Origin of the sequence: Companilactobacillus tucceti DSM 20183 (assembly GCF_001434665.1) — a bacterium.
Taxonomy (GTDB): Bacteria; Bacillota; Bacilli; order Lactobacillales; family Lactobacillaceae; genus Companilactobacillus; species Companilactobacillus tucceti.
The window spans coordinates 1-14,957 of the sequence record NZ_AZDG01000031.1 but is presented as its reverse complement, the minus strand read 5'-3'; the positions used below and the strand labels follow the sequence as shown (position 1 = coordinate 14,957).

Here is a 14,957-nt window from a genome sequence, read left to right as displayed (position 1 = left end):
CAACAGGTAATATATTACCAATTAGAATTGCGTCTTGCAACCCCTTTTTGAAAAAAAATCAAAATAATTGATAAATAATTAACACTACCCCTATATCTTACTATCTATATGTGAAAGAAGTCCAGCAAAAAGGGTTTATAAAATAATAATTTTGCCCAACAAAAAAGACAACCCAAAATTGGATTGTCTTTTACATCTACCTTGATATAACGACGTATTTTCTACCTATTTATCATCACTAAGTTCTGGTGCATCAGTGGTGTATAAATCAAATGTCGACTTACCATCATTTTGAGCCAATACACTAGTACCCTTCTTCTGGGATTCTTTCAGTTTCTTCAAAGCGACACTCTTCTTATAAGAGTAATCCTTCTTATCCACCTTAGTAAATCCTGGCACAGTATGGAATCTCAAGAGATCCCCATTAACAACACGATCTGACAATGATAGTTCTGTCGTTACTTTATTAGAGAGTTTAGACTTCTCTTCACTAGAGATCTTCTTATCTATTTTACCGTTCTTAGTATTATAGTATGAACTTCCTACTTTGGTTACAGTTGGTGTTACGAAATCACCATTTCTAAACGCTACTATCTGTGGATGATCTTTAGATAATAAATCACTACCAAATTGGATCATATTATTATCCTTAACTCCTAAGAGATTCAACAATGTTGGTAAGACATCTATCTCACCACCATAAGTATGGTTAATACCACCCTTTAATCCATCCATATGAATCATGAAAGGAACACGTTGGTATTGTGCATTATCAAAATCATCAAATCCTTTGATACCCGTAAGTTTAGCCATAGCCTTCTTATGGTTATCCGAAATACCGTAATGGTCACCATATAATACAAGCATACTATTTTTGTCTAATCCTGACTCTTTCAGCCAGTTCATAAATTCACCAATAGATTCGTCCAAATACCTTGCTGTCTGAACATACCCATCAACTGTACTATCTCCAGTATCAGTCTTAGAAATAGATTGGTTCTTCTTGTCCAAAGTATATGGATAATGGTTAGTAACCGTAATTAACTTAGCATAGAAAGGTTGTGGTAATTGTTCGATATATTTAGCAGAATCTCTTAAGAAAATCTTATCTTTCATTCCGTATCCAATATCGTAGCCCTTTTTAACTTTGAAGTAATCTGAGCTAAAGAAATAGTCATAGCCCCATGACTTATATGTATTATCACGATTCCAAAAACTTGGAACATCCCCATGGAATGAGGCTGTTGTATACCCATTTTGATCCAATATTGCTGGAGCAGCTTGGAAAGTGTTAGTTGTACCATCGGTAACCATAGCTGATCCTTCTGGTAAACCAAATAAAGAATTTTCCAGCATTAACTCTGCATCTGCAGTTTTACCTTGACCAACTTGATTAAAGAAATTATCAAAACTTAAAGTATCATCCTCATGATAGAGTTTATTTAAGTTTGGAGTTACTTCTTCTCCATCCCACTTAAAGTCGATCATAAATTGTTGCAAACTCTCTAGATGAATAATGAAGACATTTTTTCCTTTAGCAACACCAGTATATTCAACATTAGGTGTTACATAATTATTCTTCATATACTTTTCAATTGAATCTAAGTCTGAACTCTTTGACTGTGCCTTAACAGCGTTAGTCTTAGTTGTTTTAATAACGTCATATATATTAAATACATTTAGACCTAGATATTTAACAATGTAATTATTATCAAATGTTCTTGTTAACAATTGAGGACGGTCACTATTCGCTAAAGTTAAATTAGCTCCAAATAAAAATGCAGCCAAAGCACTTACTAATACCGGTATCTTCCAATTCAATCGTTTGACATCCATTCTAATTACATGAAATGCCAATAATAAAATCAAAATTAAAATATCCAAAAAGACTAAAAAGTCAGTTGGCTTCAATATTCCTAAAATACTTTTACCAAGGTTATTTGAAACTGAACCAGATCCCTTAATTAATACCATTGTAAGAAAATCTGAGAACTCTCGATAATATAAAATATTAGAGAATAACCAAACAGTGTCTAGAAAATCAATGATCAGTAAGAAAATATATGACTTCCTACCTTTCATATACAACGCTATACCGAACAGTAACAGCATTATCGGTATAGGATTAATTACCATTAAAAACGTTTGAATGGGGCCTTTTACTCCTAAATTAAATTTAGATGTATAGGCGTAAATTGTTTTTAACGTAAATAAAAATACAGCAAAGATTACAAATCCCAATCTAGTATTTAAGAACTTGGAAATATTTTTAACAATACGCTTCATTATTTTCGCTCCATAGATTTACTTACAACCTGATGTTTACTAATTCTTGGTTTCTTTGAAACAGCAATAATCCCCAAAAACATCCCCAAATAGTATGTAATAAATCTCCATAAAAACATACCTAAAATTAAAGCTGACGTTGATGGCACAAAACCAGCAAAAAGTGTCTTAAAACTAAATTCTGCTCCTCCAGAACCACCAGGTATAGGAAAGATAGACACAATCATTACAATCATAATATGCATTACTAAAACGTCAACGATACTTACATGATCACAATTCAACGCCAATAAAACAAAGTAAACTACAAAATAGTATAAAAATAGCTGTACAACTGTGAGAAGCGCGGCCTTTATAACTTTTTTCTTCTCTTTTTTCAAAACCAAGCTTTCTTTATAAAAACTATCAATACTTTTTATAGCTGACTGTAAAATTCTATCACGTTTTTCCTTTTTTAAGAAAAATAATATTGGTTTTAATACAACCTGTACCATTTTTTTTGTAAAGTCATAGTAATACATAACCATTAACAAAAAAGAAATGGTCACAAGATGTATTACCATTCCAAATACTATCAGCGTTGCCAGACCCGAAAAGTGCTGAGCCACACTACGAAAACTAACCAACATGGCAATAATAAAATTTATTAAAACCATTGTTTGGTAAATGATAAATTTCATCAGTAAAACAGAACTAGCTCTACCACCGTCAATTTTCGATTGCATTAAACCAACTAATTGAGCTGGTTGTCCACCTGATGAAAAAGGCGTAATTGCATTAAAAAGTGCCTGGATCAACGGAATACGGTACATTTCCCACCAGCCAAATTTGCGATCTTCCTTTTTTTTCAACAACGTATGTAAAACCATTGCTTCGACTCCATATGAAAGCAATATGGAGACAAAAGCAATGAATAACCAAAAGTAATTCAAGTTTTGGATAGTTGTAATCAACGACTCAAAATTAATATTTCTAGCTTCCCACCAAAAAATACCTAATCCTAAACCTAACATTACAAAAATCGCAAAAATGTTTTTTCTACTCATTATTTATCCTGTTTAGCAATCTTATACTGATTCGTATAAAATTCATACCATATTTTACTCAAATGATCTTCAGAGTAATAATCAGTTGCTAATCTCGATTTCTTTTTAAAATTATCTAAGATTGAATGATCTTTTGCAACTTTCCTAATAAAATCATTCATCTCACTTCGATCTTTGGCTGGTTGATAATATCCGTCAATAATTGCACGGTACAACTCCAAATCTCTCAATAATACCGGTGCTCCACAACTAAAAGCCTCCAATACAGACATTGGAAATAGTTCATCATATGAAGGCAATAAGAACAAATCACAAACATTATAGTAATTAACTAAATCATTACGGTCAACAATTCCTGTAAATTTCATATTCTTTGGGGCATTTTCAATCAGATTTTTGTAATGGTCATAACCATCAGTAATTTTTCCAAACGAAAAACCACCCGCCCAAATAAACTCTATATCAGGATTATCTTGAGCTAGTTTGTAGAAATCATCGATTCCTTTTCGTTCTTGAACTTGTCCATCCCCAAAAACGATCAATTTGTCTTCATCAATACCTATCTTTTTACGAAAAGCTGATTTTTCTTCAGCAGTTTTCTCATAAAAATTCTTAGTTGAAACAAAATTAGGTATATATTTTATCTTTTCCCTAACTAAGCCATGCGCAACTAGTTTATCTATAAATGTGGGATTAACTACAACAATTTGATCCATACGCTTATAAAAACTAATTACATACTTATAAAATATATTTCTGAAAAGTTTAGGGAGCTTTATACTTCCCTCAAGTGTTTCCGGCAAAAAATGTACGTATCCAATTTTTCGACCACGCTTTTTAGAAAACGTTGATAAATAGAATTTCGGATCAATTGTATGATAATGACTCAAATCACTTTTACCGTAGTTGTTGATCTTAATATCGAAATCCTTGCTAAATCTTTCCTTTAACAAGTTTATCAATTCAATATAAGCACTACCAACTCCTTGGCCAGCTACTTTATCTGCTGATGAAAACATAGTAATTTTAATCATTAGAATACTCCTCTGGGTTGATTGATGAATCTGATAATTCTTCTCTAACAAAATAATCTTCAGCATTTTTATAGAAATCCAAAATAGAATTTCCAAATCCGTCTGATGAAATATTATAAAGTATCTTCTGACGAGCTTCCCTATCATCAAAAGAATTTGGGTGATCTAAATAAGCAATAATACGTGGCACTAATTGACTATCCTTATTAAAAGTTACTCCAACAGAAGGATCAGTCAATAATTGATCAGTATAAGGTGCACTTCTAACGACAATTTTTACCCCTGAAGCAATAGCTTCAATATAAGTAAGTCCTTGTGATTCAGTATCACTAGAAGAAACAAACAAATCGGCCATGTGATAATACGGAGAAATACTGTCATGATCTACTTCTCCAGTAAAAATTACGTTATCACTTATACCTAGGTCCTCGGACATTTTAACTAATTCGTCAAAATCGGGTCCATTTCCAACAATAACCAATTTAATATCAGAATTATATTCCAATAGCTGTGGCATGCAATGCAACATATGATCAATTTTTTTCTCAAGTGCTATTCTACTAAGCATCAAAATAACTGGCGCATCATTAGATATGCCTAGTTTATCTCTTAAATTATTTGTATTTACCGGTTTCGTATATTCGGACAAATCTACACCTGTTGGAATTATAGAAATCGGCGATTTAATATTATATCTGTCCAAAGTATCTTTAACTTGCTTACTTGGAGCTACTACTCCAGATGCATTTTTTAAGAACATTCTAGACATTTGTTTAACATGATATGGCTTCAACAAATGTCCATTTAAAACGTAATGCAAATAATCCTCATACATAGTGTGATAAGTATGTACAAATGGTATTTTCAATTGTTTTGCAACAAACTTACCTATCATCCCTAATGAAAACTCAGTTTGTGTATGAATAATATCCAATTTTAATTCCTTGGCCAATTCGACCGCATGAAACATTCCTCGGATAGCAATTCGACGATCAGTAAATGAAATGAACGGTACACTACCCAACCTAAAAATATTGGGCTCAATTGTGTCCTTTGAAACGTTAGGATCTGTCGTTGTAAAAATATAAACCGAATTTCCCTTACGCTCCAAATCATTCTTCAAAGTCTGAATTGATGTAGCAACTCCACTAACTTGAGGGAAATATGTATCGGTAAAAATTCCGATATTCATAAAAAAGCATCTCCTCGCAATCTTTATAATGATGATTATAACAAAAAAAAGAAGGAGTCTCTTCCTTCTGTAATGTCTTAATTGAATAATCTACTAAAATTTCTATTTTTCATCAAGATGTAAAACACAATAGTTCCAATAATAACAACCGCTAATTCTCCAATTGCAACTGAAAATGCATTGATCCAAAATGGTATTTTCAAAACAAAATAAAGCTCTGCACCAACGATTATTCCATTAACTACAGCACATATAATAGGAACTAACCACAACATATTATCTCTGTTGGGAACTTTTGTAATTAAATAACAGGCAATCGCGGTTGCCAAAGTGCCAAATATCATATCGTAAATTCCTAAAGACCCACTAAAAATATTTGATATAAAACATCCCAAAATTAAAGACCAGCTATATTTAGAATTGTAAAACGGCAACAGCATTAAAATTTCTGAAACTCTAAACTGAATCGATCCATAGGCAAAAGCAGATAATCCTGGGGCTACTGTTAAAGCAACATACAAAGCTGCAATAATAGCAATTTGTGTAATATCCTTGATTTTTAATTCTCGCAAAATAAAATCCTCCACTGTTTTAATAGGACAGGTTAGCAGTAAACTGTCTTACTAAGACTAACTTAATTTAAACAATTCATCAATTTTTGTATTAAAAAATCCCATCGAAAGTTTTCGACAGGATAATAATTTAAATTACTTTTCAACAACACCACGACTAGCAAGTTCATTATCAATTTGTGCTAAGACAATTTTTAAATCATCAGGATTCTCAACAAAATCATATTTGTCTCCATCGATCTTCATCTTAGGACTGTAATCATAATCGTCATACCAGCCATCATAACGTCCTAGTAGTTCATGATAATACTCAACCAAACTTGGATCTTGTTCTGGTTGTTCGTAGTCACGACCACGTTTTTCGATACGTTTGATCATAGTATCATAAGAAATATCAATATGTACTAATAGGTCAGGTGCCTTTTTAGCTGCTGCATATGGTAATTCCTGCATCATATTATCAAGAAGTTCATCGTAAACCTTAACCTCTTGAGGTGTAGCGCGACCCATATCAGCATTCATGTGAAAGAATAATGAATCCTCGTAAATAGAACGATCCAATACATTGTTGTCATCCGACATAGCCTGTTTAATTGATTCAAAACGCTTATTTAAGAAATAAATTTGCAACAAGAATGCATATTTTTTAGGATCAGCATAAAAAAGTGGCAAGACTGGATTGTCATCTACCTGTTCATAAAATGCCTCTGTTCCTAAATGTTTTGACAATATAGTAGCCAAAGAACTTTTACCGGCCCCAATTGTGCCGCTCAATACGATCATCATTATTCTCCTCCAAATATCTAAAAAAAATCAACATTCACTATAATAACACTTCAAAACTATATATTGTATATAAATATTTTATTCAATCGATATATAGTATATTTTCACAATACAAAACCAACCATATCAGCACTTCACTTTTTCAAAAAAATGAATTTCACAAAGTTTTCCTTAATGAAAAAATATTTAGAAAATTATTTCCTACCTTGTGTTTGTTAAATGATTAATTTTATAATGGAGAACGTATTGTCAATATAAAAAGGGGGAAAAGTAAATGGGGAAAAAGATAAGAACCTGTATGGCTGTTATTGTAGCTGCAATAAGTGTGTTAATACTAGTCTTTACATTTAATACCACTAAAGTTGCTGCCGCAAATTACAGTACTGGCGATTTACTATCAGGATTTGAAATTTCTGATGGTAAAACATCCCATGCTACTGGTGATAACATTGGAATCACCTTTGACTGGGACGCAACCGGAAAAAATCTTCAAAATGGAGACACTTGGACAATTGAACTACCGTCAACATTAAAGGTTAGAACTCCTGGTACTAGTTTTCCTTTATTTGATAGTGATAATAATATAATCGGTACAGCAAGTCTTAATAGTGATAACACTATTACAGTGACATTCACTAATGTAGAAGAAAAACACGATTATAAGGGATCTATCAATATTCAAACTGGTATTGGACCCGGTAAAGATGCGGTTGTTGGAGATAACACCGTTACCTTACCAACAATAAACGGTAATAAAGACGATACTTATAATTTAGCCGTTTCTACAAAAAATATGACTAAAAAAGGTACCATTGGTGAGGATAGTGAGGGAAATCCTATTATCACATGGCAACTTTTAGTTAATAGAAATGAGTTAGCTTGGAATACCATTAATGTTCACGATCATATTACAGATCCAAATATGGAATATGTTAAAGGATCGGTTAAAGTTTATAAGGCCAGTTGGACTAGCCCAGGATATTACCAAAAAGATTCAAAACTTAAAGCTCCTAAGGACTACACAATAAATGAGGCAAATGATGGCTTTGATTTATCGATCAATAATAATGGTGCAAATCAAATGTATGCAGTTATCTTCACAACTAAAATAACTGATGCTGATAATGCAACAAATGGTACTACATTTAAAAACAACGCGACACTGGATTGGACAGCATCTGGTAATGGTGGACCTGGAAAAGATTACGCCAACGGTAGTGTGACTGGTGGTAACAACACTGGTAACGGTGATGGAAATCTTAAAGGAAGCGTAATTTTAGAAAAGCACAGTGCTGAAAATGATGGTACTTCATTAGCTAATGCTGTATATGATTTATACAACGATAAAGGTGAAGTAGTTCAATCTAATTTAACCACTGATGATTATGGTCAAATAAACGTTACAGGTCTAGTGGCCGGTAACTATTACTTCAAAGAAGTTACTCCTCCATCAGGATACCAGCAAAATAATAACGAAATTCATTTTTCAATTACAGGGCAAACAACTACACCCGTTCATGTAGAAGCAAAAGATGAACCAGATGGTGTTGAACTTGGATCACTAGCAATTGAAAAACTTGATTCTGAAACTCGTGATTATTTACAAGGTGCCGAATTTGATATTATCGATAAAGATGGAAAAGTCGTAGCACACATTGCCACTGATGAAAATGGTGTTGCTTATGCATACAACTTACCAATCGGTACATATACGATTCATGAAACAAAAGCACCTGCAGGATATATTAAAGGTGAAGACATTAAAGTAAATATTACAGCAGATAACTTAACACCATCAATTATTTCAATCGAAAACGATCTTGAAGCTGGTGGTGAAGGTGATCATTCTGTAACACTTCAAAAATTCAATTCAGAAAATGGTACAGTTGGTGTTCCCGGTGCGGAATACACTTTATACGATATAAATGGAAATGCTTTAACTACCGTTGCTACAGATGAAGATGGATTTTTAAAAGTAGATAACATGCTCCCTGGAACATATTATTTCTTGGAAACAAAGGCTCCTGAAGGATTCAATTCAAATCCCAAAAAGATCTGGTTTACAATTGATGATGACGATACTAATATTGGAACCTTAGTTACATTTGACGACCCTATTGGATCTGATAAAGATGATGAGGATAATGAGGAAAATCCAGATGAAGATGGCGGCGACGTCATTGTTGATCCTGGAGATCCAGATGATAATAATGGCAGTGGTAACGTTGACAATGGAGAAAATCCATTGAACCCTACACCTCCTTATGAAGGAAGTAGTGATAATAATGAAGCTACTACATATCTACCTCAAACAGGTGCACAAAAAGGCACTCTAATTAGTATTATTGGTTTATTAATTATTACAAACATTATTTACTTTAAACGTCGTAAAGCTTAATAGATAGCAAAAAAGAGTTGGAAATTTCCAACTCTTTTTTATTTGTCATAAAATAATAGAAAACACAAAGGAATCTATTTATGAGAAAAGTTAAATTTTATGGTGCTATAAGTTTAGATGGCTATTTAGCTGATGAAAATAATTCATTAGAATGGTTATTCAAATATGATGACTCAGATATCATGGATAAGAGTTATCAGCCCTTTATAAAAGATATAGATACAACAATCATGGGCCGTCAAACATATGATGATCTAATGTCGATGACAGATGAATTTCCTTATAAAGACACAACAAATTACGTACTCACACACAATAAAATAAATTCAGACAAAGTTATTTCCAAAAATATGCCTATTGAAAAGCTCGTTACAAGTTTAAAAGAAAAATCAGGCAATGATATTTGGGTAATTGGCGGTGGAAAAATCGTATCCACATTGATCGATCATCGATTAATAGATAGCCTACAAATACAAATAACCCCTGATATTCTAGGAAACGGAATAAAATTGTTTACCAGTATATCCCACTCAAGTGAATTCAATCTAATTGATAGTCAAAGATTTGGTCAATTCATAGATCTTACCTATCAATTAAAAGGCGCCACCGCCTGATCCACCACCAAAGCCACCGGAGCTGCCTCCTGAAAATCCACCAGAACTTCCGACGACACTTGAATTAGAACTATTATTGCTCTCAAAAGAATTAGCAATCGACGAAGTGAAATCCATATTGGCAGATAATCCAGAAGCACCCCAATAATAATAATAAACAAATCCAGGATCTGTTTCTATTTCTTTCTTGAATCTCATCTTTAAAGCCTTGATAACTTTATCAGAGACACCAAACGCAACAGCATATGGCAAAATTTGTTCCCAAAGAATCAAGTCACCGACTTCAGCAATATTGATATCCTCAATATCTCTTAGCATCTGCCTGAATCCGCGTAATTCATTTGCTAAAACCTCACCCTTTTGCGTATAAACAGAAATACGCTTTTTTGCGTAGAAATTAATTACCCACGAGATTAATGTAAAACCTAATGTGACAGCTAAAAGCAATCCCCACATTTGAATATAACTAATTAAACCAACCAATATAGTTAAAATTGCTAAAAATGTAGTCATAGCTGCTGAAATAACAAATCTGCGCAATAAACTACTATTATCTTCATCAAAGAAATCCTTGCGCCCTTTTGCAGCCCTTTTACCCCAAGATACATATTTATCAAACAACTTAGGCTTAGAACTATTATTGATTTGCTTAATCGTCACCTTTTCCCCGTCACCAATACTTTTAATTAAATATTGAAAAAGCGCATCCTTAGGCATCTTTAAAGCTTTAATTTCAAAAGTATCATCTTTTTTGGTTATCTCTAAATTATGTTTGTTTACTTCCACTAATAAATCTCCTGTTAATCCATCGCTACCACCTAGCTTGTTTTTAAACAATACGATTTCAGCCATACTAGGTGAAACTTCTGGAATCTCAAACCAATGATTTATAGGAGTTGGCATATCATGCTTATTAGCAGGATGTTTTTTTAGCCTAAGATACAATGATAAATATACTAAAATAACTATGTAGTGAAAAAATAATTAACGAAGCATAGAAAACTTTTTTAGGGACAGCGCGGCGATTATTAGCCTCTTCAGCCAGACCCTTTTCCTGTTTTAAAATACTTAATTTTTTATTCTTATTAATCGTATTAGTATTAGATTCCGTTACTGACGTTGGAAAAATAATATGACTTTCAACAAATTGATTAGCTTTAACATTATTGATTGTTAAAGTTACAAGACCTTTATCTTTATCCACATCGGTATAACCATTCAAGGGACCATGGGACCATGCCTGTAATTGCTTAATATTTTTCTTAGGTAACTGTATCTTTATTTTTACATTGTTTAACGGTTCGTCCCAACCAGTACCTATTATTTTCCAATTAAGAGCAGCAGTATCTTTATAATTAGTAATCACACCCAATAACTTATAACGGTATGTAAAAGTCGCCGATTGATCGGATATATCATGATATACCTTTATTCTCATATTATCAGATGTTTTTTGAACATTGAAAGTATTATCCAATTCCGAATTGGATTTAGCCAAATCCATTGTCCCTTGATTATCGTTTACTGAAACCTCAGGACTCCCTGCACCTTTTATTCCTTTAAGATCCTGGTTGTAATAAACACCATGAAAATCACCATCAAACTTATAAGTGATTTTTTGGGTAACTTCAGCATTACCATCATTTTGTATTTTTACATTAACCAAATACTTGTTTATATCGTAATTGTCGTCAGCACGAACTTCATTTTGAAATTGAAATAGTCCGAATAAAAGAACCAACGACATTCCAAAAAATGCTATTCCCTTTTTCATTTTATCCCCCATAATTTACCGATAACTTATTATAGCGTACAAAAAAGCCTCTTTGATAAACAAAGAGACTTTTTATAATGATATTAATCTTTCCAAATTTCTTTAGCACGATTGAATGCTGACCATGCCTTAGGCCAACCAGCATAAAACGATAAATGGGTAATCTCAGCAACAATCTCCTCTTTAGTGATTCCATTATTTTTGCCGATCTGTAAATGTGCATCTAATTGTTCCGTATTACCAGCAGAGATAATACTTGCAATAGTAATCATAGATCTATCGTGTGCGGATAATTCATTTTCTTTACTCCATACTTCTCCAAAAAGTACATCATCATTCAACTTAGCAAATTGTGGTGCAAATTCACCTAGTTGTTCTTGTCCTGCAGTTTGTTTTTTCATTAAGATACCTCCATGTAATTTCAATAATTCAATTAAAACACTTGAAGTTAACTTTAAGTCAAGAAATCTTTAAAATTGATTGAGTAACGATATTAAAATAATAGATAAATACGTATAAATTCAATCAAAACCATAACAAAAATTGATGACAAGAAATTTTGTTCTCACACGGGGTAAACCAAAAGTGTGCCAAAATGTGCCATTTTTCAAAGTGGTTAGCTAAGGGTTGAAGGTCAATAAAAAAGCCACCAACGTTGTTATATCAACATTGATGACTCTATCGACTTTATAAAAGCATAAGTTAGTTAAGTGCTATAATACCGGTGATCGGGGTCGAACCGATACTCCTTATACAGGAACGGGATTTTGAATCCCGCGCGTCTGCCAATTCCGCCACACCGGCATAGTATAAAACTATCTATATAGGCATAGGCCAAAGGCGGTAACCGGATTTGAACCGGTGATGAAGGTTTTGCAGACCTCTGCCTTACCACTTGGCTATACCGCCATATATATTTTTAAAACAATTGGGTTAGCTGGATTCGAACCAGCGCATGATGGAGTCAAAGTCCATTGCCTTACCGCTTGGCTATAACCCAATAAAAAAGGGCGGTATGTGGGAGTCGAACCCACGTGTGCCGGTGCCACAAACCGGTGTGTTAACCACTTCACCAATACCGCCATAATAAAAAGGTAGAAACAGGGATAGTAGGAATTGAACCCACACTGACGGTTTTGGAGACCGTAGTTCTACCTTTAAACTATATCCCTAACTATGGAGGGGAGTGGATTCGAACCACCGAACCCGAAGGAGCGGATTTACAGTCCGCCGCGTTTAGCCAGACTTCGCTACCCCTCCAAAATGGCGCGGGACGGAATCGAACCGCCGACACATGGAGCTTCAATCCATTGCTCTACCAACTGAGCTACCGAGCCATTTACGGTCCCTGCGGGAATCGAACCCGCGATCTCCTGCGTGACAGGCAGGCGTCCTAACCAACTAGACCAAGGAACCAAATTAAATCTTAAAGCTAATTGCGGGAGCAGGATTTGAACCTACGACCTTCGGGTTATGAGCCCGACGAGCTACCAGACTGCTCCATCCCGCGATAATAAAAACGAATAACTTAAAACTAATTTTAAAGGAGGATGTGGGATTCGAACCCACGCGCGGTTTGACCCGCCTGACGGTTTTCAAGACCGTTCCCTTAAGCCGGACTTGGGTAATCCTCCATGCTTAAAACTGTAAAACTATATATATGTTTGATGCAATTGCATCAATGACCCGTACGGGATTTGAACCCATGTTACCGCCGTGAAAGGGCGGTGTCTTAACCACTTGACCAACGGGTCATGAAAACGGAGAAGGAGGGATTTGAACCCTCGCGCCGCGTAAACGACCTACACCCTTAGCAGGGGCGCCTCTTCAGCCACTTGAGTACTTCTCCAGTTAGTGGGCCTAAATGGACTCGAACCATCGACCTCACGCTTATCAGGCGTGCGCTCTAAACCAGCTGAGCTATAGGCCCATAACAAGTGGCAAAAGCGGGTGACGAGAATCGAACTCGCGACAACAGCTTGGAAGGCTGTGGTTTTACCACTAAACTACACCCGCATAATAGAAAATGCTTGAACACAGTGACTTAACACTGTAACGGTCCCTGCGGGAATCGAACCCGCGATCTCCTGCGTGACAGGCAGGCGTCCTAACCAACTAGACCAAGGAACCAAATTACTTTTAAAACTAATTGCGGGAGCAGGATTTGAACCTACGACCTTCGGGTTATGAGCCCGACGAGCTACCAGACTGCTCCATCCCGCGATAATTATAATAAATCCAAGCGTTTATTCCATTCAATGGACCTTGTAGGATTCGAACCTACGACCGAACGGTTATGAGCCGTTTGCTCTGACCAGCTGAGCTAAAGGTCCGGAATAAATAGCGGCGGAGGGGATCGAACCCCCGACCTCCCGGGTATGAACCGGACGCTCTAGCCAGCTGAGCTACACCGCCAAAAATAACAATCAACGATTGCGATTGCAATCGGGAAGACAGGATTCGAACCTGCGACCCCCTGGTCCCAAACCAGGTGCTCTACCAAGCTGAGCCACTTCCCGAGTTAAAACAATGCACCCAGTAGGAGTCGAACCTACAACCTTCTGATTCGTAGTCAGACACTCTATCCAATTGCGCTATGGGTGCATATTCATTATAGTGCCGAGGACCGGAATCGAACCGGTACGGTAATTACTTACCGCAGGATTTTAAGTCCTGTGCGTCTGCCAGTTCCGCCACCCCGGCGTTACTATAATGAAAGCGGAAGACGGGATTCGAACCCGCGACCCCCACCATGGCAAGGTGATGTTCTACCACTGAACTACTTCCGCATTAATGCCGACTAGAGGATTCGAACCTCCGACCCCCTGTTTACAAGACAGATGCTCTGCCAACTGAGCTAAGTCGGCATAAAATGAATTATGCTTATTCAATTTTAATAAAACTATCTCAATATTGCAACAACAATATTGTAATACGGGTGAAAGGACTTGAACCTTCATGTCCATTGGACACTAGAACCTAAATCTAGCGCGTCTGCCAATTCCGCCACACCCGCATGGGTATTTATTTGTTGCAAATGAGTCGTGACAGGTTCGAACTGTCGACCCTCTGATTAAAAGTCAGATGCTCTACCAACTGAGCTAACGACTCATGGGATGGAGGATACAGGGATCGAACCTGTGACCTCCTGCTTGTAAGGCAGATGCTCTCCCAGCTGAGCTAATCCTCCATCATATGAACAGCGTGGCAACTACCTATCCTCGCGGGTAGTTTCCCACCAACTACTTTCGGCGT

General features: G+C 35.5%; 11 protein-coding genes and 26 tRNA genes. 2 read left to right on the top strand and 35 right to left on the bottom strand.

The window, feature by feature from the left end; translation table 11 throughout:
- Positions 1-225 precede the first annotated feature (225 nt).
- The 6 genes from FC72_RS10415 to FC72_RS10390 all read right to left on the bottom strand — a co-directional run bounded on the left by FC72_RS10415 (position 226) and on the right by FC72_RS10390 (position 6,913).
- On the bottom strand, positions 226-2,286 hold the full coding sequence (locus FC72_RS10415) for an LTA synthase family protein (protein ID WP_057767449.1): 2,061 nt from the start codon (positions 2,284-2,286) through the stop codon (positions 226-228).
- On the bottom strand, positions 2,286-3,332 hold the full coding sequence (locus FC72_RS10410) for a lysylphosphatidylglycerol synthase transmembrane domain-containing protein (protein ID WP_057767447.1): 1,047 nt from the start codon (positions 3,330-3,332) through the stop codon (positions 2,286-2,288). The genes FC72_RS10415 and FC72_RS10410 overlap by 1 nt, the downstream gene beginning before the upstream one ends.
- A complete protein-coding gene (locus FC72_RS10405) occupies positions 3,332-4,366 on the bottom strand; it encodes a glycosyltransferase family 4 protein (RefSeq protein ID WP_057767445.1) in 1,035 nt (344 codons plus the stop codon). Before FC72_RS10405 ends, FC72_RS10410 begins: the two co-directional genes overlap by 1 nt.
- Complete coding sequence (locus tag FC72_RS10400) at positions 4,359-5,558, bottom strand: glycosyltransferase family 4 protein (RefSeq protein ID WP_057767443.1); 1,200 nt, start codon at positions 5,556-5,558, stop codon at positions 4,359-4,361. Before FC72_RS10400 ends, FC72_RS10405 begins: the two co-directional genes overlap by 8 nt.
- A 77-nt stretch (positions 5,559-5,635) precedes the next feature.
- Positions 5,636-6,130: a QueT transporter family protein gene (locus tag FC72_RS10395; RefSeq protein ID WP_057767441.1), complete on the bottom strand. Its 495-nt coding sequence runs from the start codon at positions 6,128-6,130 to the stop codon at positions 5,636-5,638.
- Between the two features lie 135 nt (positions 6,131-6,265).
- Entirely contained in the window at positions 6,266-6,913 is a 648-nt protein-coding gene (locus tag FC72_RS10390; RefSeq protein ID WP_057767451.1) for a deoxynucleoside kinase, read from the bottom strand.
- 277 nt (positions 6,914-7,190) lie between these two features.
- Between FC72_RS10390 and FC72_RS10385 the strand changes: the two genes are divergently transcribed.
- Together FC72_RS10385 and FC72_RS10380 are read left to right on the top strand one after the other, a co-directional pair.
- Positions 7,191-9,314: a SpaA isopeptide-forming pilin-related protein gene (locus FC72_RS10385; RefSeq protein WP_057767439.1), complete on the top strand. Its 2,124-nt coding sequence runs from the start codon at positions 7,191-7,193 to the stop codon at positions 9,312-9,314.
- Positions 9,315-9,394: 80 nt separating this feature from the next.
- Complete coding sequence (locus FC72_RS10380) at positions 9,395-9,928, top strand: dihydrofolate reductase family protein (RefSeq protein ID WP_057767437.1); 534 nt, start codon at positions 9,395-9,397, stop codon at positions 9,926-9,928.
- Here the strand turns inward: FC72_RS10380 and FC72_RS11110 are convergent.
- The 29 genes from FC72_RS11110 to FC72_RS10235 form a co-directional block, all read right to left on the bottom strand.
- On the bottom strand, positions 9,908-10,831 hold the full coding sequence (locus FC72_RS11110; protein WP_338025133.1) for a DUF2207 domain-containing protein: 924 nt from the start codon (positions 10,829-10,831) through the stop codon (positions 9,908-9,910). The genes FC72_RS10380 and FC72_RS11110 overlap by 21 nt on opposite strands.
- Before the next feature lie 31 nt (positions 10,832-10,862).
- Positions 10,863-11,702, bottom strand: coding sequence for a DUF2207 domain-containing protein (locus FC72_RS11105; protein ID WP_057767433.1), 840 nt, complete (start codon positions 11,700-11,702; stop codon positions 10,863-10,865).
- Between the two features lie 83 nt (positions 11,703-11,785).
- Positions 11,786-12,103 (bottom strand): carboxymuconolactone decarboxylase family protein, encoded by a 318-nt coding sequence (locus tag FC72_RS10365; protein ID WP_057767430.1) that lies wholly within the window; start codon positions 12,101-12,103, stop codon positions 11,786-11,788.
- Positions 12,104-12,421: 318 nt separating this feature from the next.
- Positions 12,422-12,506, bottom strand: a tRNA-Leu gene (locus FC72_RS10360).
- A gap of 34 nt (positions 12,507-12,540) precedes the next feature.
- Positions 12,541-12,611: transfer RNA gene (locus FC72_RS10355), tRNA-Cys, on the bottom strand.
- A gap of 19 nt (positions 12,612-12,630) precedes the next feature.
- Positions 12,631-12,702, bottom strand: a tRNA-Gln gene (locus tag FC72_RS10350).
- Between the two features lie 9 nt (positions 12,703-12,711).
- Positions 12,712-12,784 (bottom strand) — tRNA-His (locus tag FC72_RS10345).
- Between the two features lie 19 nt (positions 12,785-12,803).
- Positions 12,804-12,874 (bottom strand) — tRNA-Trp (locus FC72_RS10340).
- Between the two features lie 5 nt (positions 12,875-12,879).
- A tRNA-Tyr gene (locus FC72_RS10335) sits at positions 12,880-12,962 on the bottom strand.
- Between the two features lie 4 nt (positions 12,963-12,966).
- Positions 12,967-13,039 (bottom strand) — tRNA-Phe (locus FC72_RS10330).
- A gap of 5 nt (positions 13,040-13,044) precedes the next feature.
- A tRNA-Asp gene (locus FC72_RS10325) sits at positions 13,045-13,118 on the bottom strand.
- A gap of 20 nt (positions 13,119-13,138) precedes the next feature.
- Positions 13,139-13,212, bottom strand: a tRNA-Met gene (locus tag FC72_RS10320).
- Between the two features lie 34 nt (positions 13,213-13,246).
- Positions 13,247-13,336 (bottom strand) — tRNA-Ser (locus tag FC72_RS10315).
- A 48-nt stretch (positions 13,337-13,384) separates the two neighbouring features.
- Positions 13,385-13,456, bottom strand: a tRNA-Glu gene (locus FC72_RS10310).
- Positions 13,457-13,463: 7 nt separating this feature from the next.
- Positions 13,464-13,551 (bottom strand) — tRNA-Ser (locus tag FC72_RS10305).
- A 6-nt stretch (positions 13,552-13,557) separates the two neighbouring features.
- Positions 13,558-13,632: transfer RNA gene (locus FC72_RS10300), tRNA-Ile, on the bottom strand.
- 15 nt (positions 13,633-13,647) lie between these two features.
- Positions 13,648-13,718, bottom strand: a tRNA-Gly gene (locus FC72_RS10295).
- Between the two features lie 40 nt (positions 13,719-13,758).
- Positions 13,759-13,832, bottom strand: a tRNA-Asp gene (locus tag FC72_RS10290).
- A 19-nt stretch (positions 13,833-13,851) separates the two neighbouring features.
- Positions 13,852-13,925: transfer RNA gene (locus FC72_RS10285), tRNA-Met, on the bottom strand.
- Between the two features lie 36 nt (positions 13,926-13,961).
- Positions 13,962-14,035, bottom strand: a tRNA-Ile gene (locus FC72_RS10280).
- An 8-nt stretch (positions 14,036-14,043) separates the two neighbouring features.
- Positions 14,044-14,117, bottom strand: a tRNA-Met gene (locus FC72_RS10275).
- Positions 14,118-14,147: 30 nt separating this feature from the next.
- Positions 14,148-14,221, bottom strand: a tRNA-Pro gene (locus FC72_RS10270).
- An 11-nt stretch (positions 14,222-14,232) separates the two neighbouring features.
- A tRNA-Arg gene (locus tag FC72_RS10265) sits at positions 14,233-14,306 on the bottom strand.
- A 13-nt stretch (positions 14,307-14,319) separates the two neighbouring features.
- A tRNA-Leu gene (locus FC72_RS10260) sits at positions 14,320-14,405 on the bottom strand.
- Between the two features lie 14 nt (positions 14,406-14,419).
- Positions 14,420-14,491 (bottom strand) — tRNA-Gly (locus FC72_RS10255).
- A gap of 5 nt (positions 14,492-14,496) precedes the next feature.
- Positions 14,497-14,569, bottom strand: a tRNA-Thr gene (locus FC72_RS10250).
- Positions 14,570-14,635: 66 nt separating this feature from the next.
- Positions 14,636-14,718 (bottom strand) — tRNA-Leu (locus FC72_RS10245).
- 22 nt (positions 14,719-14,740) lie between these two features.
- A tRNA-Lys gene (locus FC72_RS10240) sits at positions 14,741-14,813 on the bottom strand.
- A gap of 6 nt (positions 14,814-14,819) precedes the next feature.
- Positions 14,820-14,892, bottom strand: a tRNA-Val gene (locus tag FC72_RS10235).
- Positions 14,893-14,957 lie beyond the last annotated feature (65 nt).

Excerpts from the sequence above, each read along its gene's own strand:
- FC72_RS10380 (WP_057767437.1), top strand. The coding sequence starts at position 9,395 with ATGAGAAAAGTTAAATTTTATGGTGCTATAAGTTTAGATGGCTATTTA.
- FC72_RS10400 (WP_057767443.1), bottom strand. The coding sequence starts at position 5,558 with ATGAATATCGGAATTTTTACCGATACATATTTCCCTCAAGTTAGTGGA.
- FC72_RS10410 (WP_057767447.1), bottom strand. The coding sequence starts at position 3,332 with ATGAGTAGAAAAAACATTTTTGCGATTTTTGTAATGTTAGGTTTAGGA.
- FC72_RS11110 (WP_338025133.1), bottom strand. The coding sequence starts at position 10,831 with ATGCCAACTCCTATAAATCATTGGTTTGAGATTCCAGAAGTTTCACCT.
- FC72_RS10385 (WP_057767439.1), top strand. The coding sequence starts at position 7,191 with ATGGGGAAAAAGATAAGAACCTGTATGGCTGTTATTGTAGCTGCAATA.
- FC72_RS10390 (WP_057767451.1), bottom strand. The coding sequence starts at position 6,913 with ATGATCGTATTGAGCGGCACAATTGGGGCCGGTAAAAGTTCTTTGGCT.
- FC72_RS10365 (WP_057767430.1), bottom strand. The coding sequence starts at position 12,103 with ATGAAAAAACAAACTGCAGGACAAGAACAACTAGGTGAATTTGCACCA.
- FC72_RS10405 (WP_057767445.1), bottom strand. The coding sequence starts at position 4,366 with ATGATTAAAATTACTATGTTTTCATCAGCAGATAAAGTAGCTGGCCAA.
- FC72_RS11105 (WP_057767433.1), bottom strand. The coding sequence starts at position 11,702 with ATGAAAAAGGGAATAGCATTTTTTGGAATGTCGTTGGTTCTTTTATTC.
- FC72_RS10415 (WP_057767449.1), bottom strand. The coding sequence starts at position 2,286 with ATGAAGCGTATTGTTAAAAATATTTCCAAGTTCTTAAATACTAGATTG.